Source organism: Streptomyces kanamyceticus (assembly GCF_008704495.1).
Classification (GTDB): Bacteria; Actinomycetota; Actinomycetes; order Streptomycetales; family Streptomycetaceae; genus Streptomyces; species Streptomyces kanamyceticus.
Genome location: NZ_CP023699.1, coordinates 6,954,487 through 6,981,405, shown reverse-complemented (window position 1 = coordinate 6,981,405; position 26,919 = coordinate 6,954,487). Strand labels below are relative to the sequence as shown.

The 26,919-nt window shown below is 69.9% G+C and carries 27 protein-coding genes; 16 read left to right on the top strand and 11 right to left on the bottom strand.

The window, feature by feature from the left end:
* Nucleotides 1–58: 58 nt before the first annotated feature.
* The 4 genes from CP970_RS30140 to CP970_RS30125 form a co-directional block, all read right to left on the bottom strand.
* Complete coding sequence (locus tag CP970_RS30140) at nucleotides 59–634, bottom strand: TerD family protein (RefSeq protein ID WP_055545609.1); 576 nt, start codon at nucleotides 632–634, stop codon at nucleotides 59–61.
* Between the two features lie 104 nt (nucleotides 635–738).
* The gene (locus tag CP970_RS30135; RefSeq protein ID WP_055545611.1) at nucleotides 739–1,314 is read right to left on the bottom strand and encodes a TerD family protein; all 576 of its coding nucleotides are present in this window, start codon (nucleotides 1,312–1,314) and stop codon (nucleotides 739–741) included.
* Between the two features lie 190 nt (nucleotides 1,315–1,504).
* Nucleotides 1,505–1,963 (bottom strand): peroxiredoxin, encoded by a 459-nt coding sequence (locus CP970_RS30130; protein WP_055545613.1) that lies wholly within the window; start codon nucleotides 1,961–1,963, stop codon nucleotides 1,505–1,507.
* Between the two features lie 210 nt (nucleotides 1,964–2,173).
* Complete coding sequence (locus CP970_RS30125; RefSeq protein WP_055551818.1) at nucleotides 2,174–2,605, bottom strand: DUF3052 domain-containing protein; 432 nt, start codon at nucleotides 2,603–2,605, stop codon at nucleotides 2,174–2,176.
* A gap of 370 nt (nucleotides 2,606–2,975) precedes the next feature.
* Between CP970_RS30125 and aceE the strand changes: the two genes are divergently transcribed.
* A complete protein-coding gene (gene aceE / locus CP970_RS30120; protein ID WP_055551816.1) occupies nucleotides 2,976–5,708 on the top strand; it encodes a pyruvate dehydrogenase (acetyl-transferring), homodimeric type in 2,733 nt (910 codons plus the stop codon).
* A 110-nt stretch (nucleotides 5,709–5,818) separates the two neighbouring features.
* Nucleotides 5,819–6,664, top strand: coding sequence for a potassium channel family protein (locus CP970_RS30115; RefSeq protein WP_055551813.1), 846 nt, complete (start codon nucleotides 5,819–5,821; stop codon nucleotides 6,662–6,664).
* Between the two features lie 54 nt (nucleotides 6,665–6,718).
* On the opposite strand, the gene CP970_RS30110 is transcribed toward CP970_RS30115, so the two are convergent.
* The 3 genes from CP970_RS30110 to CP970_RS30100 all read right to left on the bottom strand — a co-directional run bounded on the left by CP970_RS30110 (nucleotide 6,719) and on the right by CP970_RS30100 (nucleotide 9,317).
* A complete protein-coding gene (locus CP970_RS30110) occupies nucleotides 6,719–7,024 on the bottom strand; it encodes a hypothetical protein (RefSeq protein WP_055551811.1) in 306 nt (101 codons plus the stop codon).
* Between the two features lie 49 nt (nucleotides 7,025–7,073).
* Nucleotides 7,074–7,511 carry a peptidase inhibitor family I36 protein gene (locus CP970_RS30105; RefSeq protein WP_055551808.1) on the bottom strand — a complete coding sequence of 146 codons (438 nt, stop codon included), beginning with the start codon at nucleotides 7,509–7,511 and terminating at the stop codon, nucleotides 7,074–7,076.
* Nucleotides 7,512–7,700: 189 nt separating this feature from the next.
* Nucleotides 7,701–9,317, bottom strand: a complete 1,617-nt coding sequence (locus CP970_RS30100) for an MFS transporter (RefSeq protein WP_055551806.1) — start codon at nucleotides 9,315–9,317, stop codon at nucleotides 7,701–7,703.
* Nucleotides 9,318–9,520: 203 nt separating this feature from the next.
* Here CP970_RS30100 and CP970_RS30095 point away from each other — a divergent pair, with 203 nt between their 5' ends.
* From CP970_RS30095 to CP970_RS30065, 7 genes are all read left to right on the top strand, one after another.
* Complete coding sequence (locus tag CP970_RS30095) at nucleotides 9,521–10,138, top strand: TetR/AcrR family transcriptional regulator (protein ID WP_055551821.1); 618 nt, start codon at nucleotides 9,521–9,523, stop codon at nucleotides 10,136–10,138.
* A 258-nt stretch (nucleotides 10,139–10,396) separates the two neighbouring features.
* Nucleotides 10,397–11,608 carry an alpha/beta hydrolase gene (locus CP970_RS30090; RefSeq protein WP_055551804.1) on the top strand — a complete coding sequence of 404 codons (1,212 nt, stop codon included), beginning with the start codon at nucleotides 10,397–10,399 and terminating at the stop codon, nucleotides 11,606–11,608.
* Nucleotides 11,609–11,683: 75 nt separating this feature from the next.
* On the top strand, nucleotides 11,684–12,571 hold the full coding sequence (locus CP970_RS30085) for a DUF4429 domain-containing protein (protein WP_191094970.1): 888 nt from the start codon (nucleotides 11,684–11,686) through the stop codon (nucleotides 12,569–12,571).
* A 163-nt stretch (nucleotides 12,572–12,734) separates the two neighbouring features.
* Nucleotides 12,735–14,102: a sensor histidine kinase gene (locus CP970_RS30080; RefSeq protein ID WP_224058826.1), complete on the top strand. Its 1,368-nt coding sequence runs from the start codon at nucleotides 12,735–12,737 to the stop codon at nucleotides 14,100–14,102.
* On the top strand, nucleotides 14,099–14,776 hold the full coding sequence (locus CP970_RS30075) for a response regulator (protein WP_055551796.1): 678 nt from the start codon (nucleotides 14,099–14,101) through the stop codon (nucleotides 14,774–14,776). The genes CP970_RS30080 and CP970_RS30075 overlap by 4 nt, the downstream gene beginning before the upstream one ends.
* A 168-nt stretch (nucleotides 14,777–14,944) precedes the next feature.
* Complete coding sequence (locus tag CP970_RS30070) at nucleotides 14,945–16,108, top strand: alpha/beta hydrolase (RefSeq protein ID WP_055551794.1); 1,164 nt, start codon at nucleotides 14,945–14,947, stop codon at nucleotides 16,106–16,108.
* Entirely contained in the window at nucleotides 16,105–17,331 is a 1,227-nt protein-coding gene (locus CP970_RS30065) for an acyltransferase family protein (protein ID WP_055551792.1), read from the top strand. The genes CP970_RS30070 and CP970_RS30065 overlap by 4 nt, the downstream gene beginning before the upstream one ends.
* A 39-nt stretch (nucleotides 17,332–17,370) precedes the next feature.
* On the opposite strand, the gene CP970_RS30060 is transcribed toward CP970_RS30065, so the two are convergent.
* The gene (locus CP970_RS30060) at nucleotides 17,371–18,327 is read right to left on the bottom strand and encodes an aldo/keto reductase (protein ID WP_224059318.1); all 957 of its coding nucleotides are present in this window, start codon (nucleotides 18,325–18,327) and stop codon (nucleotides 17,371–17,373) included.
* Between the two features lie 171 nt (nucleotides 18,328–18,498).
* Nucleotides 18,499–19,017 carry a MerR family transcriptional regulator gene (locus CP970_RS30055; protein WP_150494173.1) on the bottom strand — a complete coding sequence of 173 codons (519 nt, stop codon included), beginning with the start codon at nucleotides 19,015–19,017 and terminating at the stop codon, nucleotides 18,499–18,501.
* 95 nt (nucleotides 19,018–19,112) lie between these two features.
* Here CP970_RS30055 and CP970_RS30050 point away from each other — a divergent pair, with 95 nt between their 5' ends.
* Together CP970_RS30050 and CP970_RS30045 are read left to right on the top strand one after the other, a co-directional pair.
* On the top strand, nucleotides 19,113–19,595 hold the full coding sequence (locus CP970_RS30050; protein ID WP_063806220.1) for a GNAT family N-acetyltransferase: 483 nt from the start codon (nucleotides 19,113–19,115) through the stop codon (nucleotides 19,593–19,595).
* A 19-nt stretch (nucleotides 19,596–19,614) separates the two neighbouring features.
* Complete coding sequence (locus CP970_RS30045) at nucleotides 19,615–20,436, top strand: serine hydrolase domain-containing protein (protein WP_150494171.1); 822 nt, start codon at nucleotides 19,615–19,617, stop codon at nucleotides 20,434–20,436.
* Nucleotides 20,437–20,563: 127 nt separating this feature from the next.
* On the opposite strand, the gene CP970_RS30040 is transcribed toward CP970_RS30045, so the two are convergent.
* The gene (locus tag CP970_RS30040) at nucleotides 20,564–21,235 is read right to left on the bottom strand and encodes a pirin family protein (protein ID WP_150494169.1); all 672 of its coding nucleotides are present in this window, start codon (nucleotides 21,233–21,235) and stop codon (nucleotides 20,564–20,566) included.
* A 59-nt stretch (nucleotides 21,236–21,294) separates the two neighbouring features.
* Between CP970_RS30040 and CP970_RS30035 the strand changes: the two genes are divergently transcribed.
* From CP970_RS30035 to fabF, 5 genes are all read left to right on the top strand, one after another.
* The gene (locus CP970_RS30035) at nucleotides 21,295–22,527 is read left to right on the top strand and encodes a PucR family transcriptional regulator (protein WP_055554643.1); all 1,233 of its coding nucleotides are present in this window, start codon (nucleotides 21,295–21,297) and stop codon (nucleotides 22,525–22,527) included.
* An 89-nt stretch (nucleotides 22,528–22,616) separates the two neighbouring features.
* Complete coding sequence (locus tag CP970_RS30030; protein ID WP_055554645.1) at nucleotides 22,617–23,528, top strand: ACP S-malonyltransferase; 912 nt, start codon at nucleotides 22,617–22,619, stop codon at nucleotides 23,526–23,528.
* Between the two features lie 28 nt (nucleotides 23,529–23,556).
* A complete protein-coding gene (locus CP970_RS30025; RefSeq protein ID WP_055554647.1) occupies nucleotides 23,557–24,558 on the top strand; it encodes a ketoacyl-ACP synthase III in 1,002 nt (333 codons plus the stop codon).
* Nucleotides 24,559–24,656: 98 nt separating this feature from the next.
* The gene (locus CP970_RS30020; protein WP_055531551.1) at nucleotides 24,657–24,905 is read left to right on the top strand and encodes an acyl carrier protein; all 249 of its coding nucleotides are present in this window, start codon (nucleotides 24,657–24,659) and stop codon (nucleotides 24,903–24,905) included.
* A gap of 70 nt (nucleotides 24,906–24,975) precedes the next feature.
* A complete protein-coding gene (gene fabF, locus CP970_RS30015; RefSeq protein ID WP_055554649.1) occupies nucleotides 24,976–26,238 on the top strand; it encodes a beta-ketoacyl-ACP synthase II in 1,263 nt (420 codons plus the stop codon).
* A gap of 76 nt (nucleotides 26,239–26,314) precedes the next feature.
* Here fabF and CP970_RS30010 read toward each other — a convergent pair whose 3' ends face one another.
* The gene (locus tag CP970_RS30010) at nucleotides 26,315–26,809 is read right to left on the bottom strand and encodes a DUF3145 domain-containing protein (RefSeq protein WP_055554651.1); all 495 of its coding nucleotides are present in this window, start codon (nucleotides 26,807–26,809) and stop codon (nucleotides 26,315–26,317) included.
* Nucleotides 26,810–26,919 lie beyond the last annotated feature (110 nt).

The following is a 26,919-nucleotide window of genomic DNA, read 5'->3' as shown; positions in this document are numbered from 1 at the left end:
CAGGCGCAGCAGGTGGCTCTCCGTCTTCGTCGCCGGGCCACGCTGCGTGCGCAGCCCTTTACGAAACGTTGACCCCGAAGTCTAGGGCGATGCCCCGCAGACCCGACGCGTACCCCTGCCCGACGGCGCGGAACTTCCACTCTCCCCCGTAGCGATACACCTCACCGAAGATCATCGCGGTCTCCGTGGAGGCGTCCTCGGAGAGGTCGTAGCGCGCGAGCTCCTGGCCGTCCGCCTGGTTCGCCACACGGATGAAGGCGTTGCTGACCTGCCCGAACGTCTGGCCGCGGTTGTCCGCGTCATGGATCGAGACGGGGAAGACGATCTTGTCGCAGTTGGCGGGCACCTTGGAGAGGTCGATCAGGAGCGATTCGTCGTCGCCCTCGCCCTCACCGGTGAGGTTGTCACCGGTGTGCTCCACGGAGCCGTCCGGGCTCTTGAGGTTGTTGTAGAAGACGAACCACTCGTCACCGAGCACCTTGCCCGCGTTGCACAGCAGCGCGCTGGCATCGAGGTCGAAGGGTGCGCCGGTGGTGGAACGCGCGTCCCAGCCGAGCCCGACGAGGACCTGGGTGAGATTCGGTGCGGCCTTGGAGAGGGAGACATTGCCCCCCTTGGCGAGCGTGACGCCCATAGTGATGGTCCTCCCCGAGGTGACGGGACTGGAGGGTGAGCACGTCCGGCGCCGCACTGGTGTGTGTGCGGCGCCGGACGACTGGCAAAGGGTGGTGACTCGGCTCAGACGTTGACGCCGAAGTCCTGCGCGATGCCGCGCAGGCCCGAGGCGTAGCCCTGGCCGACCGCGCGGAACTTCCACTCGGCGCCGTGCCGGTACAGCTCACCGAAGACCATGGCGGTCTCCGTCGAGGCGTCCTCGGAGAGGTCGTAACGGGCGATCTCCGCGCCGCCCGCCTGGTTCACGACGCGGATGAACGCGTTGCGGACCTGGCCGAACGACTGCTGGCGGTTCTCGGCGTCGTAGATCGAGACCGGGAACACGATCTTCTCGACGTCGGCCGGGACCGCCGCCAGGTCGACCTTGATCGCCTCGTCGTCGCCCTCGCCCTCACCGGTGGTGTTGTCACCGGTGTGCTCGACGGAGCCGTCGGGGCTCTTCAGATTGTTGAAGAACACGAAGTTCTGGTCACTGCTGACCTTGCCCTCCGCGTTCGTCAGGATGGCGCTGGCATCGAGGTCGAAGTCGGTGCCGGTGGTCGTACGCACATCCCAGCCGAGGCCGACCAGGACTGCGGTCAGGCCCGGCGCCTCCTTGCTCAGAGATACGTTGCCGCCCTTGCTGAGGCTGACTCCCACGAGTCCTCCCAATTGGTGTCCAGGGGCGGGGAGCCCCAAGCGTTGCGTTGCCATCGGATCAACGAGTGGATCCTAGTGACCGGTTCCCGGCCGCCACAGGCTCTGCACCTGAAGAATCACAGGGTGTCACCCCTGAGAAGACTCAGGGTCCTGCGGGGCGTCCGGGCCCGGCCACCTCACCGGGCGTCGGTCACAGGGTGCCGAGCGCCTTGACGTACTCGTTCAGGTCACGGGCGTCGGGCAGGCCGTTGACGACGGTCCAGCGCACGACGCCCTCCTTGTCGATGATGAAGGTGCCGCGCACCGCGCAGCCCTTCTCCTCGTCGAAGACGCCGTACGCGCGCGAGACCTCGCCGTGCGGCCAGAAGTCGGAGACCAGCGGGTACTCCAGGCCCTCCTGCTCGGCGAAGACGCGCAGGGTGTGGATGGAGTCGTTGGACACGGCGAGCAGCTGGGTGTCGTCGTTGACGAACTTCGGCAGCTCGTCGCGGAGCGCGCAGAGCTCACCGGTGCACACGCCGGTGAACGCGAACGGGTAGAAGAGCAGCACCACGTTCTTCTCGCCGCGGAAGTCGGAGAGCTTCACGGACCGGCCGTGGTTGTCCTTCAGCTCGAATTCCGGCGCCTTGGTGCCGACCTCGATCGCCATGAGTACGCATCCCTTCGACGGGGCCCCTCGGATGGGGCTGTTCGGGTGATACCACCCTACGTGCGCCGATCAAGGCTGCACGCGCGCGTGAGGCCCCCGCCGACAGGTACGTCGGCGGGGGCCTCACGCGATGGCGCCCTGAAGGGGCGCGGGGAACTGCGCGACCAGCCACATCCGGCCCGCAGGAAAGCCCGCTACCCCAGCGGAGCGTTACCGCTTCTTCGCCGCCCCCTTGGGGGTGATCAGCCGGCTGCCGTTCCAATCCTTGCCGGCGTTGATGCTCTTGGTCTGGGAGAGGCCCGCGGTGGTGGCCGCCTCGCCGATCTCGCTCGGCTCGACATAGCCGTCGCGACCGGTCTTCGGAGTCAGCAGCAGGATCGAGCCGCCCTCCTCCATGTACGCGATGGCATCCACCAACGCATCAGTCAGGTCCCCGTCGTCCTCACGGAACCAGAGCACCACGGCGTCGGCCACGTCGTCGTACTCCTCGTCGACGAGCTCTGTGCCTGTGGCCTGCTCGATGGCCTCGCGGAGCTCCTGGTCGACGTCGTCGTCGTAGCCGATCTCCTGGACCACCTGGTCGGGCTGGAAACCAAGCCTTACGGCCAGGTTCGTCTCCGCGTGGTCCGCGGTCGCGCTCACGGATTGCCTCCTGATCATGTTTTCGGGAATGCCTGTCAGCCACGCGCGTGCGCGGGGCGTTGGCCGTAGTCCACACGGGCGGGGCGGATCGCGCAAGTACCCGGCGGCCGAGACCGCCGAAACGGTGACGTTCCCGACCGTGTCGCCGCAACTGCCGCCACATCCGTCCGGGACCGAACGGCTCTGCGAAGCGGCTAGGCAGGATGGGCGTATCGTTGCGATTTGGCCGAGCCTACCGCAGGGTCGCCGGATCACCGCCTCGGTTACCTCTCGGTAGAGATGACGTTTGCGCCCATGCGGTCCACGATGGGGGAAACGGCGCACGGCCAGGCAGAACCCAGGCGAAGGCCCTCAACAGCGAAGGAACAGCGTGGCTTCCGGCTCCGATCGCAACCCGATCATCATTGGCGGCCTGCCGAGTCAGGTCCCGGACTTCGATCCCGAAGAGACCCAGGAGTGGCTCGACTCCCTCGATGCCGCCGTCGACGAACGCGGCCGCGAGCGGGCCCGCTACCTGATGCTCCGGCTGATCGAGCGCGCGCGGGAGAAGCGCGTCGCCGTGCCCGAGATGCGCAGTACCGACTACGTCAACACGATCGCCACCAAGGACGAGCCGTTCTTCCCCGGAAACGAGGAGATCGAGCGCAAGGTCCTGAACGCGACCCGCTGGAACGCCGCGGTGATGGTCTCCCGCGCCCAGCGCCCCGGCATCGGGGTCGGCGGTCACATCGCCACCTTCGCCTCCTCCGCCTCGCTCTACGACGTGGGCTTCAACCACTTCTTCCGGGGCAAGGACGAGGGCGACGGCGGCGACCAGATCTTCTTCCAGGGGCACGCGTCCCCCGGCATCTACGCCCGCGCCTTCCTCCTCGACCGACTCTCCGAGCAGCAGCTCGACGCGTTCCGGCAGGAGAAGTCCAAGGCGCCCAACGGCCTCTCGTCGTACCCGCACCCGCGCCTGATGCCGGACTTCTGGGAGTTCCCGACCGTCTCCATGGGCCTCGGCCCGCTCGGCGCGATCTTCCAGGCGCGGATGAACCGCTACATGGCGGCGCGCGACATCGCCGACACCTCCAAGTCGCACGTCTGGGCGTTCCTCGGCGACGGCGAGATGGACGAGCCCGAGTCGCTCGGCCAGCTCTCCATCGCCGCCCGCGAGGGCCTGGACAACCTCACCTTCGTCGTCAACTGCAACCTGCAGCGCCTGGACGGCCCGGTGCGCGGCAACGGCAAGATCATCCAGGAGCTGGAGTCGCAGTTCCGCGGCGCCGGCTGGAACGTCATCAAGCTGGTCTGGGACCGCAGTTGGGACCCGCTGCTCGCCCAGGACCGCGACGGCCTCCTGGTGAACAAGCTGAACACCACGCCCGACGGCCAGTTCCAGACCTACGCCACCGAGACCGGCGCGTACATCCGCGACCACTTCTTCGGCGACGACCAGCGCCTGCGCGCCATGGTCGAGGGCATGACCGACGAGCAGATCCTGCACCTGGGCCGCGGCGGTCACGACCACAAGAAGGTCTACGCGGCGTTCGCGGCGGCCAAGGCCCACAAGGGCCAGCCGACCGTGATCCTCGCCCAGACGGTCAAGGGCTGGACCCTCGGCCCGAACTTCGAGGGCCGCAACGCCACGCACCAGATGAAGAAGCTGACGGTCGACGACCTCAAGGGCTTCCGCGACCGTCTGCACATCCCGATCACGGACAAGCAGCTGGAGGACGGCGCCCCGCCGTACTACCACCCGGGCCGCGACTCCGAAGAGATCCAGTACATGCACGACCGCCGCAAGGGTCTCGGCGGCTACGTCCCGACCCGCGTGGTGCGCTCCAAGCCGCTCCAGCTCCCCGAGGACAAGACGTACGCGACCGCGAAGAAGGGCTCGGGCCAGCAGTCGATCGCCACCACCATGGCGTTCGTCCGCATCCTGAAGGACCTCATGCGGGACAAGGAGATCGGCAAGCGCTTCGTGCTGATCGCCCCCGACGAGTACCGCACCTTCGGCATGGACGCGTTCTTCCCGAGCGCGAAGATCTACAACCCGCTCGGCCAGCAGTACGAGGCCGTGGACCGCGACCTGCTCCTCGCCTACAAGGAGTCGCCGACGGGCCAGATGCTGCACGACGGCATCTCGGAGGCGGGCTGCACGGCGTCCCTCATCGCCGCCGGTTCGGCCTACGCCACCCATGGCGAGCCCTTGATCCCGGTGTACGTCTTCTACTCGATGTTCGGTTTCCAGCGCACCGGCGACCAGTTCTGGCAGATGGCCGACCAGCTGGCGCGCGGTTTCGTCCTGGGCGCGACCGCTGGGCGCACGACCTTGACCGGCGAGGGCCTGCAGCACGCGGACGGGCACTCCCAGCTGCTCGCCTCGACCAACCCTGGCTGTGTCGCCTACGACCCCGCCTTCGGCTACGAGATCGCGCACATCGTCAAGGACGGCCTGCGCCGGATGTACGGCCCCGACAGTGAGGACGTCTTCTACTACCTCACCGTCTACAACGAGCCGATCCAGCACCCTGCCGAGCCCGCCGACGTGGACGTCGACGGCATCCTCAAGGGCATCTACCGCTTCAAGTCCGGTGAGCAGGGCGCCATTTCGGCCCAGATCCTCGCGTCCGGCGTAGCGGTGCCGTGGGCGGTCGAGGCGCAGCAGATCCTCGCGTCGGAGTGGAACGTCAAGGCGGACGTCTGGTCGGCGACCTCCTGGAACGAACTGCGCCGCGAGGCCGTCGACGTGGAGCGCCACAACCTCCTGCACCCCGAGGAGGAGCAGCGCGTCCCGTACGTCACGCAGAAGCTGTCCGGCGCCGAGGGCCCGTTCGTGGCCGTCTCCGACTGGATGCGGAGCGTCCCCGACCAGATCTCCCGCTGGGTGCCCGGCACGTACCAGTCGCTGGGCGCGGACGGCTTCGGCTTCGCGGACACCCGCGGTGCGGCCCGCCGCTTCTTCCACATCGACGCGCAGTCGATCGTGGTCGGCGTGCTGACCGAACTGGCCCGCGAGGGCAAGGTCGACCGCTCCGTCCTGAAGCAGGCGATCGACCGCTACCAGCTCCTCGACGTCACGGCCGCCGACCCGGGTGCTGCCGGGGGCGACGCGTAGGGGCGGAACGCACACGCCGGGCACCCACGCCGGGCACTCAGCACACGTCTCCTCCTGAGGGCGGCGGGCCACAGGTCCCGTCGCCCTCTGGCGTTTCCTACGATGCGGCCATGAAGGAACAACCGGCACAGATTCGCTGGGAGCGCCGCACCCAACGTCCGCTCCTCGCGCTCGCGGTGGCGTTCGCCGTCGCCTACGCCGTGCCGATCGTGGTGCCCGACGCGAGCAGGACCGTCACCAGAACCTGCACGGCGGTGGAGTGGTTCGTCTGGGCTTCGTTCGCGCTGGACTACCTCGTACGCCTCCTCCTGACCGATCACCGCAGACGCTTCGTCCGCACCCACTGGCTGGACCTGGTCGCCGTGATCCTTCCGATGCTGCAGCCGCTGCGGTTGCTGCGGCTCGTCTCCACGCTGATGCTGGTCGGCCGACGGGCCCGGATGGCGTCGCAGATACGGCTGACGACGTATGTCGCGGGCTCGGTGGTGGGCCTGTTGATGTTCGGTTCCCTGGCGGTGCTCTCGGTGGAGCGCGATTCACCGAACGGGAACATCAAGACGCTGGGTGACGCGGTCTGGTGGTCCTTCACCACGATGACGACCGTCGGCTACGGCGACCACGCGCCCACGACCGGGCTCGGCCGGGTGATCGCCGTCGGCCTGATGCTGTCCGGCATCGCGCTCCTCGGTGTCGTCACCGCGAACATCGCCGCCTGGTTCATCGCCCGCTTCGAGAAGGACGACGTCGAGGAGCGGCGTCAGACGGCTGCGATCGAGGAGCTGACGGCGGAGGTGAAGGCGCTGCGCGCCCAAGTGTCGGCTTTGTCGGGTTCGTTGGAGCCGGGGTTGGAATCGGACTTGGAGCCGGGCTTGGAGCCGGGTGTGGTGCCCGGGCCCGCTCCCGCCGGGTCCGCTGTCGCGGGGACAGAGGCCCTCGGCGGGACGGGGGTGTCCTGACCCTGGTCGGGATCCAGGTCGGAATCCGCGTCGGAATCCGGATCGGAACTCCGGTCAGAACATGCCGTTCATGGTGGTCACCCCGGCTATCCATATCAGCGCGAGTACGGTGTCGATCGCGCCGAGGACCAGGGCTATGAGGGCCGGCACCGGGCGGGCGCCGGTCCAGCTACGGCCCATGCCGAGCCAGCCGCAGACGATCGCCATGGGGCCGAGGACGATCCCCAGCACGAAGAATCCAGCGACCGCGCAGATGGCTCCGACGATCCCGAGCGTCGCGCGGTCCGGCCCGGTCCGCGACCACGTACGGCCGCGTGAGCGGGGGTGCTTGCGCGTGGTGTGTCCGAAGCCCGCCATCATCACTCCTTCGAGTCGGCCCGTTCGGGCTCGGCTCCGCGAGTACCCCCATTCAGCTTTCCCAGACCTTGAAAGCCCGTACGCGATAAGGGGATTCGGGCGCCCAGGTGCCGCTCCCTGGATAGGTGTTGAACTCGCCGGTCTCGGCGCATTCCGCCGACTGGTACACGGTGACGGGCCGACCCGTGCGATTCGCGAGCGCCTCCGCGCTGCCCCCCTCCGGCAGCGCGACGCAGCTCTCGATGTCGATGTCGGAGAGCTCATAGGTCTGCCGAACGCCCTCGAACCCCGCCTTCTCCCAGAGGCAGAGCTCGCCGGGTCCGCATCCTGTGAGCCTCGGCGGGGCCACGGCTTCGGCGTGCGTCGGCGGGGCCGCGGCCCCGGTGCGCGTGGGCGGAGCCGCGGCCCCGGCGTGCGCGGGTGTCAGGATCGCCGCGGCGAGTGCGGCGACCGCGACGGTCGTGGCGGCTGCGGGCATGGTCGTACGCATCTGGATTCAACCCCCGTGTCGTATGGCTCAGTTGTCCGCGTCGTGCGGATCGCCATGTCTGCACTGTGGACCGACCGACCGCGCCATCGGAAGGGGTACGAATGTGCGTCACCCGGATAGGCGAAAACCCCCCAGGTTGTCCCTGAGGGGTTATCCCTGAAACGGGCCCCGAAGAGGCCCGGATGAGACCTAGATGTGCCCGACGCCCGCACCCGCGTCGGCGTTGGCGCCCCGCTTGGTCAGCACGGCGACGAAGGCCGCGATGACGGCGACGACGCCCGCGACGGTGAAGGCGAGGCCCATGCCCGACATGAACGTGTCGTGGATCGTGTCCGTGATCTTGGCGAGGACGCCGGGGTTCATGTTCGGGGCCTTGGCCACCTGCTCGGGCACCGCGCCGATCGCGGCGGCCTTGTCCAGCCCCGGCGGCGGCGCGTCCGGCAGCCCGGCCTCCTTCCAGTTGCCCGCCAGCTCGGAGTTGACCTTGTTGGACATGACGGCGCCGAGCACCGCGGTGCCGAGGCTGCCGCCGACCTGCATGCCTGCCTGCTGGAGACCGCCCGCGACACCGGAGAGCTCCAGCGGGGCGTTGCCCACGATGACCTCGGTGGCGCCGACCATGACCGGAGCCAGGCCCAGACCGAGCAGGGCGAACCAGAGCGACATCGCCGGCGTGCCGCTCTCGGTCGTCAGGGTGGTCATGCCGAACATCGAGACGGTCGTGAGCACCATGCCGCCCACCAGGGGCACCCGTGGGCCGAACTTCGTGATCAGCGCGCCCGCGATCGGCGACGAGATGATCATCATGGCCGTCAGCGGCAGGAGGTGCAGGCCGCTGTCGACCGGGCTCATGTTGTGCACGTTCTGCAGGTAGAAGGTGACGAAGAACAGCCCGCCCATGAAGGCGAAGGCCATCAGCACCATCAGCACCGTGCCCGCGGAGAGCGGCACGGAACGGAACAGGCCCAGCGGAATGAGCGGTTCCTTGACCTTGGTCTCCCAGACGGCGAAGACCGCGAAGAGCACGACGGCGGCGCCCAGGAACGCCAAGGTCTTGCCACTGCCCCAACCCCAGGAGTCACCCGCCTTGATGAGCGCCCAGATGAGGGAGAACATCGCGCCGGAGAGCAGGATGATGCCGGGGATGTCGAAGGACCGCGGCGCGTTCTCCGCGCGGTGGTCCTTGAGGATCACCAGGCCGAAGACCACGGCGATGATGCCGACCGGCACATTGATGAAGAACACCGACTGCCAGCTGACGTGCTCGACCAGCACACCACCGAGGATCGGGCCGCCCGCCGTGGAGGCACCGATGACCATGCCCCAGATGCCGATGGCCATGTTCAGCTTCTCGGCGGGGAAGGTGGCCCGCAGCAGACCGAGCGCGGCCGGCATCAGGAGCGCGCCGAACAGGCCCTGGAGGACACGGAAGGCGATGACCAGGGACACGCTCCCGGAGACGCCGATGGCACCGGAGGCGGCGGCGAAGCCGATGACGCCTATGAGGAACGTCTGCCGGTGGCCGAAGCGGTCACCGAGCTTGCCCGCCGTAATGAGCGCGACGGCCAGCGCGAGGAGGTAGCCGTTGGTGATCCACTGGACGTCCGCGAGCGAGGCGCCGAGATCCTTCTGGATGGCCGGGTTGGCGATCGCCACGATGGTGCCGTCCAAGGCGACCATCATCACGCCGATCGCGACGGAGAAGAGCGTCAGCCAGGGGTGGCCGCGAAGCCCCTTGGCCGGGGCCGGAACCGAGGCGGGCTCCGGCGCCTTGTCCGCCTTGTCGACGGTGGTCTGACTAGTCATGCGACGAGGCTAATGACAGCGACTGACAGTTGACAAACAATTTCACAAGTCGGTAGCTGTCATGTAGCTCACAGGTATGGCGAGCTGGGCAAATAGGCAGAAAAGAGGACCATGGCGTGAAAACCGAGCAGCCAGTAGCAGCCCTCGCGGAACCGCGAGCGGAAGGCGCCGAGGACGCATCCGGCGAGCCCTCGAAGCCGGGCCTGCGCGAGCTCAAGAAGCAGCGCACCCGGGACGCGCTTCTGCGCGCGGCGCTCGAACTCTTCACGACCAAGGGGTACGAGGAGACCACCGTCGACGAGATCGCCGAGGCCGTCGACGTCTCCCAGCGCACGTTCTTCCGGCACTTCACCAACAAGGAGGAGGCCGCCTTCGCCGTGCAGCACATGGTGGAGGCGCGATTCATCCAGGCGCTGCGCGAACGACCCGCCGACGAGGCGCCGTTCACGGCGATGCGCGGCGCCATGCTCGGCGCCTGGGAGGTACTGGGACAGTCCGTCGAGGAGGTCGTCCCGGTCGAACTCCACATGCGCACCTACCAGATGATCGAGTCGACCCCCGCCTTGCTCGCGGCCCATCTGCGCCGCTCCATCGAGATGGAGGAAGAGATCGCCCACCTGATCGCCGAGCGCGAGGGGCTCGACGTGGACTCCGATCCACGACCGCGCGTGGCGGTCGCCGCGTTCGGCGGAGTCATGCGCGTCACGGGGCGCCTGTGGGGTGCGGGCGAGGACCTCAGCGTGGATTCGATCCGCGCGCTCACCGAAGAACATCTCGACCACCTGGGGCCCGCACTGGCGGAGGACTGGCGCACTCCGTAGGCGTACGCGGCAGACGTGAGCGGCGATGGCTCGACGACATTTCCAGAGGTCCAACACTCGGAATCCACAAACACGTTGAGCGATTACACACGCACTTTCAGTGACTCTCACCCCTATTGCGCCGCGCGTACGCGGTGTCTACGTAGCGTGACGAAAACACTCAAGATGTGCCCGCTTTGCCTCAATTACCCCTCTAGAAACGTGATCTACCTCACGCGATGCACGGTAGGCATCACGGTTCTCCTAGGGTGTTCCGCAGTGACTTCCTTCGACTCATCCCCCCAACTCAGCGTATGGCGCGCATTGCTTGCGCTCGCCGTCGTGTTCGTCATGCTGGCGACGACGGGCTGGACCGCCGTGCGTCACAACAGAGGTGACGCGTCCCCTCTCCAAGCCGCGCTCTCCGCGTGGGAGCGAGGGAGCATAGACGGGCACGCGCTGCCGGACCCGGACTCCTCCGCAGGTCGCCTCAGCCACTTCTTCGCCTCGCTCGACGGACAGCAGCGCGACCGTCTCGCCGCCCGCTATCCCCTCGCGGTCGGCAACATGAACGGCGCGCCCGCCACGCTGCGCTATCGCGCGAACCACATCGCCCTGGGGCAGGCCCGCAAGGTCGAGCGGGAGCGCATGCACGACAAACGCCTCTCCCCCGTGGGGAAGCAGGAGGCCGAGCGCAGGATGAAGCGGTTCGGGGTCATGATGCGCCCCGGACGGCACGTCATCGCCTTCGATCCCATGGGCTCCGGTCGCATGGCCGAGGTCTTCGGAGACCTCGACAAGGCCCAGCGGGTCTCCGTCGTGGTGCCCGGCGTCGACACGAACGTGTTGACCTTCGAGCGCACGTTTCGCAAGTACTCGGCTCCGGTGGGCATGGCGAAGGCGCTCTACCGCGCGGAGCGCTCGGCGAAGCCACGCGCGCGTACCGCCGTGATCGCCTGGGCCGACTACACCGCGCCCGTCGGCATCGGGGTGGACGCCGCCACGGCCATGCGCGCCGAGGACGGTGCCGTCCGCCTCGACTCCATGGTGCGGGGCCTGCCGGGGAAGGCCCCGGTGGCGCTGTACTGCCACAGCTACGGCTCCGTGGTGTGCGGCGTGGCCGCGCGTCGGCTGCCCTCCCGCGTCAGTGACATAGCGGTCGCGGGCAGCCCCGGCATGCGAGCCGACAGGGCGGGGCAGTTGGGTACGGGGGCCCGGATCTGGGCCACCCGGGACAGCGACGACTGGATTCAGGATGTGCCGTACATGGAGGTCGGCGGACTCGGCCACGGTGCCGACCCGGTGTCCGGCGGCTTCGGTGCGCGGGTGCTGTCGGCGGCGGGCGCCGTGGGGCACACGGGCTATTTCGAGCCGGGCACGGAGAGCCTGCGCAACTTCGCCGAAATCGGCACTGGTTCGTACCACGGAGTGCGGTGCGCGAGCGGGGACGCCGGCTGTCGGAAGGGCATTTCCGACAGCGCGGTGGCCTGACGCGCGTAGAAATCGATGAAACAGCGGCCCGCCGCAGGAGGGACGGAGGCGCGCGTGCCGCCTACGATGAGCCGCATGGGTGACGTACTGGCCGGATTTCATGCCGCCTGGGAGTTCGAGTCAGACTCCGTGCTCATCCGCTTCGAACGGGGGATCCGCACACCGAAGCTCTTCCAGGCGCTCGGTGAGCGGCGTATCCCGCATGAGGCGATCGCGGCGGTGACACTCTCCCCGGGGAAGCGCGGGACCGTCGTTCTGCATGCCGTGCCGAGACCGGGCGCGGATCCTCTGATGGAGGCCGCCGCGGGCCAGCTCAAGGACGGCTGCGACCCGTACCGCCTGGTGCTGCCCGCCGAGCGGGAGACGCTCGCCGAGTACTACGCGGACGAACTGCGGGCCCAGCTCACCTCGGCCGACGGCGAGCCGACCGATCGCTATCTGGTGGCCGCGCCCGAGGCTCCCCTGCAGTTCAAGGCGTACGACGGGAAAGCCTCCTTCGACGGCAAGCTCGTGTCCTTCCGGTGGTTCTGGACGGGTGCGTCGTCGGCGAAGTGGAAGGCCGGCGACCAGAGCTTCCCGATCACCGACCTGTGCGGCATCGAGTGGCGCTCCCCGGAGGTCTTCGAGGGGCATCTGCGGCTGCTGCACCGTGACGCTGGCGTGGCCCGACCGGGCCAGGCGGACCAGGATCCGGCGGCCGTGGTGTTCGGACTCGGCTACGGCCCGGTCCACGAGTCGCTGCCGTTCGCCGCGTCGGTCCTCGCGGCGGTGCGAGCCTCGGGCCCCGCGCTGCTGACGCCCGAGGGCGGCGTCGCCCCGAGCGCGGCGGCCGCACCGGCCGTCCGGCGCGATCCCGCGGACATCGCCGAGCGCATCAGGCACCTGGGCGAGCTGCACCAGGCGGGCCTGATCACCGACGAGGAATTCACGGCGAAGAAGGCCGAGCTGCTCGCGGAGTTGTGAGGGGGACTGTGAGGGGAACTCTGAGCGGACCCGCACGGCGGCGCCGGGGGCCGTGCGTGATGCCTGGGCATCGCGAGCCACGGGTGATACCTGGGTATGAGGTGCGGTCCAGCTCCCCGGTATGACGGCACGAGGGTGGCTTCATGCCTACCCTGAACAGGCCATGAGCAGCGCATCGACACCACCACCTGACCAGTACCCGCGCCGACCCGACTACGAGCCGGGCGGCCGCGGGCCCACCCTGCGGCGTGCGGTCGCGGCCGTCATCAACGGCTTGCGGGCGGCCGGAAGCTCGCTCGCGACGCCCGCGAATTCGACCGAGCCATTCCTCGCGGGCGCGCCCAAACGCTGGGTGCGCATGCTGCCCTACGTGGTCGCGCTGAGTTTCGTCGTCGTGCTCATCCCGGTCACCGTCCAAGTGCTGACGCACGACTACGGCGTGAACGGCGGCTTGGCCGGTGGCCTCGCGGTCGCCCAGTCCGCCCCGCTGCTGCTCGCGGTCACCCGGCCGCTGCCCGCGTGGTGGATCGTGATCGTCGCGGACGTCTGCGGGGCGATCGCGACACTGTCCGCGGACGCCGACCGCCCCGCACCCTGGACCCCCATGATCATCGTGGGGTACGTGGTCCTGTGCTGCGCCCTTTCGCTGCGCGAGAGCCGCCGCACGCTCCTCGGGATCTGGCTGGTCACCGCCGTCACCGGATTCCTGCTCGGACCGTTCAGCGGGGAGGACAGTCAGGACACCGGCGTGCTGCTGATGGTGCTCAGCGGCGCCGTGCTGCTGCTCGGCACGCTGCTGCGCGAGCGCGGGGACGCCCGGCGCAGGCTCGTCGAGCAGGAGACCATCAGCGAGGCCGAGCGCGCCCAGCGCACGCTCCTTGAGGAACGGGCCCGTATCGCCCGGGAGTTGCACGACGTCGTCGCCCACCATATGTCGGTGATCACGGTCCAGGCGGACTCCGCGCCCTACCGGCTCGACGGCCTCCCTGACGCGGCACGCGAGGAGTTCGGGAGCATAGCGGCGAGCGCCCGGGAGTCCCTCACCGAGATGCGCCGACTGCTCGCGGTCCTGCGCAGCGAGGGCGTGGACGGCGAGCGGGCGCCCCAGCCCGGCCTCGACCGCCTGCCGCACCTGGTCGAGGCCACGGTGCGGGCGGGCGTACCGATCGATCTGTCACGTCCCGAACTGGCCCTGCTCACCCACCTGGCCAAGGTCACACCGGCCGTCGACCTGTCCGCGTACCGCATCGTGCAGGAAGCCCTGTCGAACGTGATGCGTCACGCGCCGGGCGCCCGTACCGAGATCACACTCAGCCTCGACGACGAGTACCTGCTGATCCTCGTGGTCAACGGCCCGCCCACGGCGCCATCCGCCCCGTTGGAGAGCGGCGGCACGGGACACGGTCTCGTCGGCATGCGCGAACGCGTACGGTTGGTCGGTGGCACAGTCGATGTAGGACCGCTGTCCGACGGCGGCTTCCGCGTGGCCGCCCGACTCCCCCTCCTCCCGAAGGACTCCGGCAGCGCATGACCATCCGCGTGATCATCGTCGACGACCAGGCCATGGTGCGGGCGGGATTCGCCGCCTTGTTGGCGGCACAGAGCGACATCGACGTCGTGGGCGAGGCACCGAACGGCAAGCTGGGCGTCGAAGTCAGCCGAAGCACCCATCCCGACGTCGTCCTGATGGACGTCCGGATGCCGGAGATGGACGGACTGGCCGCGGCCCGCGCCGTGTTGAACCCACCGCCTGGCGTGGTGCACCTGCCGAAGGTCCTCATGCTGACCACCTTCGACGTGGACGACTATGTGTACGAGGCGCTGCGCGCCGGAGCCTCCGGCTTTCTGCTCAAGGACGCGCCACCCGCCGATCTGATCTCCGCCGTGCGCGTGGTGGCGTCCGGGGAGGCGCTGCTCGCCCCGTCGGTGACCCGCCGTCTGATCGCGGACTTCGCGAAGCAGCGGCAAGCGCCCCGCCAGGACCAGTCGCTCCGGCTGAACGGTCTGACACCGCGTGAGACCGAGGTACTGGTGCTGATCGCGCGCGGCCTGTCCAACCAGGAGATCGCCGAGCGGCTGGTCCTGGCCGAGCAGACGGTCAAGACCCACATCGGCCGCGTGCTCAACAAGTTGGACCTGCGCGACCGCGCCCAGGCTGTGATCTTCTCCTATGAGTCGGGCCTGGTCACCCCCGGCGAGCAGTAGCTCTCCCGCTCTCTCCCCCCGCCTTACCCCCTACCTCGGTATCACCACCGCATACCCCGGTATCACCTGAGAGTTGGCTCCTCGGTGTGACGTGCCGCCGCACACCGTCTTCCTACCTTTCCCTTCGTCAAGCCAGAGCGCGCCACGAAGCGGGGAGGGAGACGAGCCATGCGGCTTCGGTCCTGGAAAGCACGGAGCAAGAGGGCACTGGTCGCCGCCGCCCTCACCACGACAGTCGTGACCGGCACGGCGGGCTGGGCCCTCGGCAACGAACAGCAGCCGCTCACCGGGCCGCCACCCGGGACCGCGTCCTGGCGCGCGGACCACTCGCTGGGGCTGCGCCTTCCGGACCCGGCGACCGCTTCTCCCGTCCGAGTCGCCGCGTTCTTCGACGCGTTGAGCGACGCGCGGCGTCAGGAGCTGGTGGCACGCCATCCCTCGGTCGTCGGCAATCTGGACGGCGTGCCCACGGCCCTTCGGTACGAGGCCAACTCCCGCTCCCTGAAGGCCGAGCGCGCCCGGGAGCAGGCCCGCTCGACCGACCCTGACCTCACCCTGCAGGACCACGAGCGGGCCCGCTCCCTGGTCACCCGCTACACGGAACTGCTCGCGCCCGGCCGCCAGATACTGGCATTCGACCCGCGAGGGCGCGGCCAAGTGGCCGAGGTGTACGGCGACTTGGCGCATGCGGAGCACGTCTCGGTCGTCGTGCCGGGATCCGACATCGACCTGAGCACCTTCGACCGCGCCAACGACGCGTACGGCACACCGGCAGGCATGGGCCGGGCCCTGCGCGCCGCGACGGACGAGCGCACCGCCGTGGTGGCCTGGGTGGGATACACGACACCGGTCGGCATCGGCCCCGACGCGGCGTCGGGGCGGCTCGCGGCGGCCGGTGCCCCGCGCCTTGCCCGCTTCGTGCAGGGCCTGACAGCGGTCGGCGCCCCGCGGCCCTCCGTGTTCTGCCACAGCTACGGCTCGGTGGTGTGCGGCCTCGCCGCCCCGAAACTGCCCGCGGCCGACCTGGTGGTGCTCGGCTCCCCCGGCATGCGTGCGGACAGCGTGACCGATCTGCACACCACCGCCCGTGTCTGGGCCGCCAAGGACGACAGCGACTGGATAGGCAAGGTCCCGAACGTCGAGCTGTTCGGCCTCGGCCACGGCGAGGACCCGACCGCCGCCGACTTCGGCGCACGTCGCGTCCCCGCCGAGAAGGCCGAGGGCCACACCGGGTACTTCGCCCCCGGTACCGACTCCCTGCGGGCCTTCGCCCGCATCGCCGACGCGGATCCGTCCACCATCGGCGCCCGACCCACCGGAGAGCGGACATGAGCCTTCCCACCCTGAGCGGACTGCGCGCGGCCGTGTCCGCCGTCGACGCCAAGACCCCCGCGCACCGTGACCGGGCCATCGACGGACTGCGGGCGCTGGCGCTGCTCGCCGTGCCGACCGGACACTGGCTCCTGGGCGGCTTCACCCTCGACTCCCAGGGCGCGCTGCACAACGCGAGCCCGCTGGCCTCGTTCGGCTTCTTCGCGCCCATCAGCTGGGTGCTGCAGATGCTGGGCATCTTCTTCCTCGTCGGCGGCTATGCCTCCACGCTGTCGTACCGCAGGGCGGTGGCGCGCGGCGAGTCCACGGGCGGCTGGCTGCGCGCACGCCTGGCGCGACTGGGGCGACCGGTCCTCGGAGTGACGGCCGTGTGGGCCGCGCTGATCCCGATCCTGTACGCGATGGGAGTGCCGGGCACGACACTGCGCACCGGGTCGACGCTCGTCATCCAACCCCTGTGGTTCGTGGGCGTCTATACGGTGATCACGGCCCTCACACCGTGGTGCATACGCGCCGCGGAGCGGATGAAGGGCTGGGCCGCGGTGCCCCTGCTCGGGTCGGTGGCCGCCGTGGACTTCCTGCGCTATGGACCGTTCGCGGACGCCATGCCTTCCTGGCTGAGTCTGCTGAACCTGCTGCCCGGCTGGCTGTTCGCCTATCAACTGGGCGTGTGCTGGAGCGAGAAGAAGCTGGGCAGACGCGGCGCGTGGCTGCTGCTCGCCGGGGGCACGGCGCTCTTCGCCGCGCTGCTGCTCGTCTTCCACTACCCGGCCTCGATGGTCGGTGTCCCCGGCGAAGCCAGGACGAACTCCCATCCGCCGTCGCTGCTCGTCCTGGCCCTGGCCGCCGCGCAGAGCGGCGCCGCGATCCTGCTGCGGGACCGCATCGGCAAGCTGCTGCGCAGGCCCGCCCTGTGGGCTCCGGTCGTCGTCATCAACCTGTCGGCGATGACGATCCTGTGCTGGCACCAGACGGCACTCCTCGCCGCGGCCGTCCCCGGCTCGTTCCTCGGCACGGTGCCCGGGCTGACCTCGGGGCCCGACACGCTCGGCTGGATAGCCGCACGGGTCGCCTGGCTTCCGGTCTTCGCGGCGCTCCTGGTGCTGATAGCCCGGTACGCCCGCGGCTTCGAGGCCCCGTGGAAGCGTGCGACGCATGCGCGCCGGGCGCTGGCCGGGCTCCTGGCGGCCGGGTTCGCGGTCTTCGCACTGGGGCTCGCGTGAGCGCCGCGGCTCGCGTGGCCGCCGAGGCTCGAACCTGGCCTATACCCCCAGTTGCTTCTCCCGGGCCGCCGAGGTGAACGTCATGTCGGCGTAGCGGTCGCCCGCGACGGCGTCGGCGATCGGTTCGAGGAGGGCGAGTTGGTCCTCGGTGAGGGTGATGCGGGTGGCCGCGGTGTTCTCCTCGACGCGGACGCGCCTGCGGGTGCCGGGGATCGGGACGACGGGGAGGCCGTGGACCGCGGCCCGCTGCTGCACCCAAGCCAGGGCGATCTGGCCGAGGCTCGCGCCGTGGGCGTCGGCGACGGTGCGGACGGGGGCGAGGAGGGCCGCGTTGGCCGCGGCGTTGGCGCCGGTGAAGCGGGGCTGCTGGCGGCGGAAGTCGTCCTCGCCGAGTTCCTTGTCGGCGCTGACGAACGAGCCGGTGAGGAAACCGCGGCCGAGCGGCGAGTAGGGCACGAGGGCCACGCCGAGGTCGGCGGCGGCCCGGACCACGCCCCGCTCGATGTCGCGGCTGAAGAGGGACCATTCCGACTGGAGGGCGGTGATGGGGTGGACGGCGTGGGCGGCGCGCAGTTCGGTGCCGGTGACCTCGCTCAGGCCCAGGTGCTTGACCTTGCCCGCGGCGACGAGTTCGGCCAGCACGCCGACCGTCTCCTCGATGGGCACGTCGGGGTTGCGGCGGTGCACGTAGTAGAGATCGATGACGTCGGTTTCCAGGCGGCGCAAGCTGGCGTCGACGCTGGAGCGAATGTAGGAGGGGGTGTTGTCGATGATCCGCTTCGTCGGGTCGGCGGGATCGATGGTCAGGGCGAACTTGGTCGCGAGGACGATCTCGTCGCGGTGGGCCTTGACGAAGGGAGCGAGGAACCGCTCGTTGTCGCCCATGCCGTAGACGTCCGCGGTGTCGTAGAGGGTGACGCCCAGCTCCAGGGAGCGTTCCAGGGTGGCGCGGGCCTCGTCGGCGTCGGTGGGTCCGTAGGCGAAGCTCATGCCCATGCATCCCAGGCCCTGGACACCGACCTCGGGCCCCTCGGTACCGAGCCGCACCCGCGCGATGCCCTCGGTCCTCACGGAACCGGTCGTCGCGGACCCAGTCGTCGCGGACCCGGCCGTCGCGGGCCCAGTCCTCCCGGACCCAGTCGTCATGTTCTCGGTCGTCATGTGGTGTCAGGGCCTTTCCGACGCCCGGCGGGCGCCCGCGTACGTGTCTATCTTGTGGTCGAGGACAGCGAGGGTGTCCTGCAGCTCCGCGATCCGCGTGCGGACGTCGCGGCGGGTCCGCTCGAGGAGTTCCTGGCGTTCGGCGAAGGTCTGCTCGCCCTCGCGGACCAGTTCGGCGTAGCGGACCATGTCGGCCACGGGCATCCCGGTCAGGCGGAGTTTGCCGACGAGGGCCAGCCAGCGCAGGTCGGGGTTGCGGTAGCGGCGCTGGCCCGTGTGGGAGCGGTCGATGTGGGGCATCAGGCCGATTCGCTCGTACCAGCGCAGGGTGTGTGCCGTCAGGCCGGTGAAGGCGACGACCTCGCTGATCGTGTAGTGGTCCTGGCCGTCGGGGCGCGGCGACCCGGTGGGTACCGAACGACAGGGGTCCGTCCCGTCAGCCGGGGCCGGGGCGGGGGCCGGGGCTGAGGCTGAGGCTGGGGCGGGGGCTGAGGCTGGGGCGAGCGTGGTCTCCATCACCGTCATGGCCCTCACGCTAGAACCTTGGAGTGCACTCCAAGCAAGCGGCTGCCGGGGAAATCCGGGAGGCGTCTCGCTTCTTGGTCACTACCGTGCCGGGCGTGAGTGAAGTGCGTCGTGCCACGCCGGAGGATGCCGGGGAACTGCTCAGACTGCGGCAGGTGATGATCGACTCGGTGTTCGGGGAGCGCTCGCCCGCCGAGTCGGACACCGGTTGGCACGCGGAGTCGGTGACCACGGTGCGGCGTCGGCTCGGGGAGCCCGAGGGGGAGCTCGCGGCGTTCGTCGTCGATCATCCCGAGCGTCCCGGGCGCCTTGCGGCGCTGGTGGTCGGCACGCTCGAGTACCGGATCGGACGCGCGGGCAATCCGCACGGCAGGGTCGGCCAGGTCTTCAGCGTGGCCACCGACCCGGACCAGCGGCGTCGTGGGCATGCGCGGGCCTGCATGGAGGCGCTGCTCGACTGGTTCAGGGAGCACGGCGCGGTCAGCGTGGACCTCAACGCGTCGGCCGACGCGGAGCCGCTCTACGCCTCGCTCGGATTCGTGCGCAAGCCCGACCCCTCGATGCGGTTGAACCTGTAGGGCGCTTAGGCTCGGGGGCATGCAGAGCCTGGCGTTGATCGAGAACTGGCCGGTCCCGACCGCTGCCGCAGCCGTCGTCCGCGCGGACGGCACGGTCGTCGGAACCCATGGACCCACCGGGCAGCGCTTCGCCCTCGCCTCGGTCACCAAGCCGCTCGCGGCGTACGCGGCGCTGGTCGCGTACGAGGAGGGGGCGATCGAGCTCGACGAGCCCGCGGGGCCGGAGGGTTCCACCGTGCGGCACCTGCTCGCGCACACCAGTGGGCTCGCCTTCGACGAGCACCGGGTGACGTCGGGGCCGGGGACGCGGCGGCTGTACTCGAACGCGGGCTTCGAGGTGCTCGGGGACCACATCGCCAAGGCGGCGGAGATGGACTTCGCGGAGTATCTGCGCCAGGCGGTCCTGGAGCCGCTCGGTATGGACGCCACCTCGCTGGAGGGCGGGGCGTCGCCTGCCAAGGACGGCGTGTCCACCGTCGACGACCTGGTCAGGTTCGCCGCCGAGGTGCAGGCGCCGCGTCTGCTCGACGCGCGGACGGTGGCCGAGGCGATGACGGTGACGTACCCGGGGCTGAAGGGCGTGCTGCCGGGGTACGGGCACCAGAATCCCAACGACTGGGGGCTCGGGTTCGAGATCAGGGACTCCAAGTCGCCGCACTGGACGGGGAGTTCGTCGTCGCCGAGGACCTTCGGGCACTTCGGGCAGGCCGGTACGTTCCTGTGGGTCGACCCGGACGCGGGGGTCGCCTGTGTGGCGCTGACCGATCGGCCCTTCGGGCCGTGGGCCGCCGAGGTGTGGCCCGCGTTCACCGACGCGGTGCTTTCCGAGCTGCGCGACTGAGCGGGTGAGCGGCCACTCGCCGTGGCAGGGAACGGTTCGCCGCCGACCGACCGTCGTCGCTGGCTGATCGCGCAGTTCCCCGCGCCCCTAACCCCCCGCCCCTAACGCGCGCCCCCGACCCCCGCCTCTAACCCGCGCTCGCCATCTCCCAGATCAGCAGCTCAGCGGCGTCGGAAGTCGCCCCGGCCACCCCTTCCAAGCCCGTCTCCCCGCTGATCCGCGCCGAGTCCCCCGGGCCCAAGCGGTCTTGGGCCAGGGCTAGTTCGCCGTGCACCACGTGGACGTAGACGAACGGCGCGTCGGGGAGCGCCAGCCGTTCGCCCGCGCCCAAGCGGCGCACATGCAGCAGGGCGCCCGCCGCGGGGACCGCGTACGGGGTGGAGTCGGCGATGCCGTGCACGACCTCGTAGGACGGTTCGCCGCCCGGGGAGAGGGGGGCCAGCCACATCTGGACGAAGACGAGAGGGTCCGTGCCGTCGTTGCGTTCCACGTGCCGGACGCCGCCGCCCGCGGAGAGACGCTGCACGTCGCCGGGCACGACCCGCGACTCGTGGCCCGCCGAGTCGCGGTGGGTGAGCTCGCCGGAGACCACCCAGGTCACGATCTCGGTGTGGCTGTGCGGGTGTTCGTCGAAGCCGGCGCCGGGGTCGAGGCGCTCTTCGTTGCAGGCCAGGATCGCGCCGAAGCGGAGGTTGTCGGGGTCGTAGTGGGGCCCGAAGGAGAAGGCGTGGCAGGACTCGATGCCGGCCGCCGCCTCCCCGCCGCGGTACCGGTCGCCGGAGCGCCGTACACCAATCACGCATCCCACGTTAGCCCCGGCACCGCATGCCCCCGCCCCGATAAGGCAGTCTTGTCCCCGTGCCCGAACCCTCAGCGAACGCAGCCCATCAGGAGCCCGAGCCGGGGTCCCGCCAGGACGCCCGCCGCAACCCCCACGCGCACGCCGCGACCCTGAAGCGTCTGGAGAAGTCGTCCGGCAGCCTCGCGGCGCAGGCCATCGCGCGCATGGACGAGACGCTGTCCTGGTACCGGGCCATGCCGCCGGAGAACCGGTCCTGGATCGGTCTGGTCGCCCAGGCCGGTATCGCCGCGTTCACCGAGTGGTTCCGGCATCCGGACGCGCCACAGGCCATCTCGACCGATGTCTTCGGCACCGCGCCCCGCGAGCTGACCAGGGCGATCACCCTGCGCCAGACCGTGGAGATGGTGCGTACGACGATCGAGGTGATGGAGTCCGCGATCGACGAGGTCGCGGCTCCCGGCGACGAGTCCATCCTCCGCGAGGCGCTGCTCGTGTACGCCCGCGAGATCGCCTTCGCGACCGCACAGGTGTACGCGCAGGCCGCCGAGGCACGCGGTGCCTGGGACGCCAGGCTCGAGTCGCTCGTCGTCAACGCGGTGCTTTCCGGAGAGGCCGACGAGGGCGCCGTGTCCCGCGCCGCCGCGCTCGGCTGGAACTCCCCCGACCACGTCTGCGTGGTCCTCGGCACCGCTCCCGACGGCGACAGCGAGCTCACCGTCGAGGCCATCCGCCGGGCCGCCCGGCACGCGAAGCTGCAGGTCCTGACCGGTGTGCTCGGCAACCGCCTGGTCGTCATCGCGGGCGGCAACGACAATCCGCTGGCGGTCGCGAAGGCTCTGATCGGGCCGTACGCCGCCGGTCCCGTGGTGGCCGGTCCCATCGTGCCCGACCTGCTCGCCGCCACCCGCTCCGCGCAGGCCGCGGCCGCCGGGCTGAAGGCGAGCGCCGCCTGGCAGGACGCACCGCGGCCCGTTCTCGCGGACGATCTGCTGCCGGAGCGCGCGATGGCGGGGGATCCGGCGGCCCGTGAGCAGCTGGTGGAGGAGATCTACAGACCGCTTGAGGAAGCGGGCTCCGCGCTCCTGGAAACGCTCAGTGTCTATCTGGAGCAGGCGAGCAGCCTCGAAGGCGCGGCCCGGATGCTCTTCGTGCACCCGAATACCGTGCGCTACCGGCTCCGACGTGTGACTGACGTCACCGGTTGGTCACCTTCCGATGTGCGCTCCGCGTTCACGTTGCGGATCGCGTTGATCCTGGGGCGGCTGGCCGACGGCGATCCTCAATCGTAGGGTTTTGTCGGGCCCCTACAATTCCCCCAGCCGTTCTTCGTCCCTGTCCCCACGGGCGGCCCCTACCGTCCACAAGAGAGAGTGTGAGAGTGCTCGTACTCGTCGCTCCCGGCCAAGGCGCTCAGACGCCCGGCTTCCTGACCCCCTGGCTCGATCTCCCCGGTGCCGCCGACCGGCTTGCCGCCTGGTCGGACGCCATCGGGCTCGACCTTGCCCACTACGGCACGCAAGGCGACGCGGACGCGATCCGCGACACCGCCGTGGCCCAGCCGCTCCTTGTCGCGGCCGGTCTGCTCTCCGCGTCGGCACTGGGTGACATCACGCCCGGCGCCGTCGCCGGACACAGTGTCGGCGAGATCACGGCCGCCGCGTACGCCGGTGTACTCACCGACGACGACGCCCTGCGCTTCGTGCGCAAGCGCGGCCTGGCCATGGCCGATGCCGCCGCAGTCACGGAGACCGGCATGGCGGCGCTGCTCGGCGGCGACCCCGACGTCACCGTCGCGCACCTGGAGAAGCTGGGTCTGACCCCGGCGAACGTGAACGGCGCGGGCCAGATCGTGGCCGCGGGCACCCTGGAGCAGCTCGCCGCCCTCGCGGAGGACAAGCCCGAGGGCGTGCGCAAGGTCGTCGCCCTCAAGGTCGCCGGTGCGTTCCACACGGAGCACATGGCGCCCGCCGTGGCGAAGCTGGAGGAGGCCGCCGGTGACCTCACCGTCGCCGACCCCCGGCTCACCTACGTCTCGAACCGCGACGGCAAGGTGGTCGCCGACGGCACCGAGGTGATCTCCCGCCTGGTCGGCCAGGTCGCCAACCCGGTCCGCTGGGACCTGTGCATGGACACCTTCCAGGAGCTCGGCGTGACCGCGCTGATCGAGGTCTGCCCCGGCGGTACCCTGACCGGTCTGGCCAAGCGCGCGCTCAAGGGTGTCAAGACGCTCGCGGTGAAGACCCCCGACGACCTCGACGCGGCCCGCACGCTCGTCGCCGAGTATTCCTGAGCCGACGAGAGACAAGGAGCCGTAGCGCATGTCGAAGATCAAGCCCAGCCAGGGCGCCCCGTACGCGCGGATCATGGGCGTCGGCGGCTACCGGCCCATCCGCGTCGTACCGAACGAGGTGATCCTGGAGACGATCGACTCGTCCGACGAGTGGATCCGTTCGCGTTCGGGCATCGAGACCCGTCACTGGGCCTCCGACGAGGAGACCGTCGCGGCGATGTCCATCGAGGCGTCCGGCAAGGCCATCGCGGACGCGGGCATCACGCCCGAGCAGATCGGCGCCGTGATCGTCTCGACCGTCTCGCACTTCAAGCAGACCCCCGCCATCGCCACCGAGATCGCGGACAAGATCGGCGCGGGCAGGCCCGCCGCGTTCGACATCTCCGCGGGCTGTGCCGGTTTCGGCTACGGACTGACCCTCGCCAAGGGCATGGTCGTCGAGGGCTCCGCCGAGTACGTCCTGGTCATCGGCGTGGAGCGGCTCAGCGACCTCACCGACCTGCACGACCGCGCGACGGCGTTCCTGTTCGGTGACGGCGCGGGCGCGGTCATCGTGGGCCCCTCCAAGGAGCCGAAGATCGGCCCGACGGTGTGGGGCTCCGAGGGCGACAAGTCCGACACGATCAAGCAGACGATTTCCTGGGAGGAGTACCGCGAGGGCTCCCCCGAGAAGTTCCCTGCCATTACGCAGGAAGGTCAGGCGGTCTTCCGCTGGGCCGTGTTCGAGATGGCGAAGGTCGCCCAGCAGGCGCTGGACGCGGCCGGAATCACCGCGGACGACCTGGATGTCTTCATTCCGCACCAGGCCAACGAGCGGATCATCGACTCGATGGTGAAGACTCTGAAACTGCCGGAACACGTCACGGTCGCCCGTGACGTGCGCACCACCGGCAACACCTCGGCCGCCTCGATTCCGCTCGCCATGGAGCGGCTTCTGGCGACCGGCGAGGCGAAGAGCGGCGACACCGCGCTCGTCATCGGCTTCGGGGCGGGTCTCGTGTACGCCGCCACGGTCGTTACCCTCCCCTAGGCATCACGTCCGGATCACCCGGTCCGGACAGCTGTAACCAACCTGCCGCTGCCGCGGCGGGCGCCACACCCCCCGGATACATAAGAAGGAGCGCCAACATGGCCGCCACTCAGGAAGAGATCGTCGCCGGTCTCGCCGAGATCGTCAACGAGATCGCCGGCATCCCGGTCGAGGACGTCCAGCTGGACAAGTCCTTCACCGACGACCTGGACGTCGACTCGCTGTCCATGGTCGAGGTCGTCGTCGCCGCCGAAGAGCGCTTCGACGTCAAGATCCCGGACGACGACGTCAAGAACCTCAAGACGGTCGGCGACGCGACCAAGTACATCCTCGAGCACCAGGCCTGATCAAGGCCTTGCTCAGTCGCCACCCGGCGGTGGCGCCGCTGTTCCCCTCAACACCGTGGAGAAATTTCCTGTGAACTCGACCAATCGCACCGTGGTCGTCACCGGTATCGGCGCAACCACACCGCTGGGTGGTGACGCGGCCTCGACATGGGAGGGGCTGCTCGCCGGCCGCTCCGGCGTCAGCAAGCTGGAGCAGGACTGGGCAGCCGAGCTGCCCGTCCGCATCGCCGGTCAGATCGCCGTGGAACCCGGCGAGGTCATCCCGCGCCCGCAGGCCCGCAAGCTGGACCGCTCGGCGCAGTTCGCGCTGATCGCGGCGAAGGAGGCCTGGGCCGACGCGGGTTACACCGCCAAGGCCGGTGAGGACACTTCGGTGGATCCGAACCGCCTCGGCGCGGTCATCGCCTCCGGCATCGGCGGCGTGACCACCCTGCTCGACCAGCACGACGTGCTCAAGGAGAAGGGCGTACGCCGCGTCTCCCCGCACACCGTGCCGATGCTGATGCCCAACTCCCCGGCGGCCAACGTCGGCATCGAGCTGGGCGCCCGCGCGGGCGTCCACACCCCGGTGTCGGCCTGCGCCTCGGGCGCGGAGGCCATCGGCTACGCGATCGAGATGATCCGCACCGGCCGCGCCGACGTCGTCGTCGCGGGCGGCACGGAGGCGGCGATCCACCCGCTGCCCATCGTCGCGTTCGGCAACATGATGGCGATGTCCAAGAACAACGACGACCCGCAGGGCGCCTCGCGTCCCTACGACGCGAACCGCAACGGCTTCGTGCTCGGCGAGGGCGCCGGTGTGATCGTCCTGGAGTCCGAGGAGCACGCCAAGGCCCGCGGCGCGGAGATCTACGCGGAGGCCGTCGGCCAGGGCATCTCGGCCGACGCGCACCACATCACGCAGCCCGAGCCGTCCGGCAACGGCATCGCCGCGGCGCTGCAGCACCTGCTCGACACCACCGACCTCAAGCCAGCCGAGATCGTGCACGTGAACGCGCACGCGACCTCGACGCCGCAGGGTGACGTCGCGGAGATCAAGGCGCTGCGCAAGACGTTCGGCGACGACGTCGACCACATGGCGATCGCGAGCACCAAGTCGATGACGGGTCACCTGCTCGGTGGCGCGGGCGGCGTGGAGACCGTGGCCACGGTCCTCGCGCTGAAGAACCGCATCGCCCCGCCGACGATCAACATCGAGAACCTCGACCCCGAGGTCGACGCGGACATCATCCGCGACGAGGCCCGCGCGCTGCCCGAGGGCAGGATCGCGGCGCTGAACGATTCGTTCGGCTTCGGCGGCCACAACGTCGTCCTGGCGTTCCGGTCCGTCTGATCCGACCGTAGAGCGTACGTAACGCGAAGGGGCCCCACCGGACGGTGGGGCCCCTTCGCGTCGTCTCACACCGCCGTCACACCACTTGGTGCAGCCAGCGCACCGGTGCGCCCTCGCCCGCGTACCTGAACGGCTCGAGCTCGTCGTCCCAGGGCTTGCCGAGCAGCTTGGCGAGCTCGGCCTCCAGGACGCTCTCGCCCCGCTGGGAGCGGGCCAGGGCGGCGCGCAGCCGGTCCTCGGGGATCAGGATGTCGCCGTGGATGCCGGTCACCGCGTGGAAGATGCCGAGCTCGGGCGTGGCGCTGTAGCGCTCGCCCTCCGCGCTCGCGCAGGGCTCCGCCGTGACCTCGAAGCGCAGCAGATCCCAGCCGCGCAGGGCGGAGGCGAGCTTGGAGGCGGTGCCCACCGAGCCCTGCCAGGAGAATTCGGATCTCCAGGTGCCCGGCGCCGCGGGCTGCCTGATCCAGTCGAGGCTCACACGCGCGCCGAGCACGCCCGCGACAGCCCACTCGACGTGTGGGCACAGCGCGCGCGGAGCGGAGTGCACGTACAGAACTCCACGTGTCGTCACCGGGACCTCCAGTGTGGGTCGAGGTTCGCCTTCCCCAGCGGCCTCGCGCCCGTGCCGAGCAATTTTCCCAAAGACTAGAGAAAACTAGAAAAACGGGACAGATCTGACGT

What these genes read in the sequence shown, in the direction of transcription:
- CP970_RS30115 (WP_055551813.1), top strand. Translation starts at nt 5,819, where the DNA reads ATGAAGGAACAACCGGCACAGATTCGCTGGGAGCGCCGCACCCAACGT.
- CP970_RS30100 (WP_055551806.1), bottom strand. Translation starts at nt 9,317, where the DNA reads ATGACTAGTCAGACCACCGTCGACAAGGCGGACAAGGCGCCGGAGCCC.
- CP970_RS30140 (WP_055545609.1), bottom strand. Translation starts at nt 634, where the DNA reads ATGGGCGTCACGCTCGCCAAGGGGGGCAATGTCTCCCTCTCCAAGGCC.
- CP970_RS30025 (WP_055554647.1), top strand. Translation starts at nt 23,557, where the DNA reads ATGTCGAAGATCAAGCCCAGCCAGGGCGCCCCGTACGCGCGGATCATG.
- CP970_RS30065 (WP_055551792.1), top strand. Translation starts at nt 16,105, where the DNA reads ATGAGCCTTCCCACCCTGAGCGGACTGCGCGCGGCCGTGTCCGCCGTC.
- CP970_RS30020 (WP_055531551.1), top strand. Translation starts at nt 24,657, where the DNA reads ATGGCCGCCACTCAGGAAGAGATCGTCGCCGGTCTCGCCGAGATCGTC.
- CP970_RS30055 (WP_150494173.1), bottom strand. Translation starts at nt 19,017, where the DNA reads ATGACGGTGATGGAGACCACGCTCGCCCCAGCCTCAGCCCCCGCCCCA.
- CP970_RS30070 (WP_055551794.1), top strand. Translation starts at nt 14,945, where the DNA reads ATGCGGCTTCGGTCCTGGAAAGCACGGAGCAAGAGGGCACTGGTCGCC.
- CP970_RS30060 (WP_224059318.1), bottom strand. Translation starts at nt 18,327, where the DNA reads ATGGGCATGAGCTTCGCCTACGGACCCACCGACGCCGACGAGGCCCGC.
- CP970_RS30105 (WP_055551808.1), bottom strand. Translation starts at nt 7,511, where the DNA reads ATGCGTACGACCATGCCCGCAGCCGCCACGACCGTCGCGGTCGCCGCA.
- CP970_RS30075 (WP_055551796.1), top strand. Translation starts at nt 14,099, where the DNA reads ATGACCATCCGCGTGATCATCGTCGACGACCAGGCCATGGTGCGGGCG.
- CP970_RS30130 (WP_055545613.1), bottom strand. Translation starts at nt 1,963, where the DNA reads ATGGCGATCGAGGTCGGCACCAAGGCGCCGGAATTCGAGCTGAAGGAC.
- CP970_RS30085 (WP_191094970.1), top strand. Translation starts at nt 11,684, where the DNA reads ATGGGTGACGTACTGGCCGGATTTCATGCCGCCTGGGAGTTCGAGTCA.
- CP970_RS30045 (WP_150494171.1), top strand. Translation starts at nt 19,615, where the DNA reads ATGCAGAGCCTGGCGTTGATCGAGAACTGGCCGGTCCCGACCGCTGCC.
- CP970_RS30080 (WP_224058826.1), top strand. Translation starts at nt 12,735, where the DNA reads ATGAGCAGCGCATCGACACCACCACCTGACCAGTACCCGCGCCGACCC.
- CP970_RS30110 (WP_055551811.1), bottom strand. Translation starts at nt 7,024, where the DNA reads ATGATGGCGGGCTTCGGACACACCACGCGCAAGCACCCCCGCTCACGC.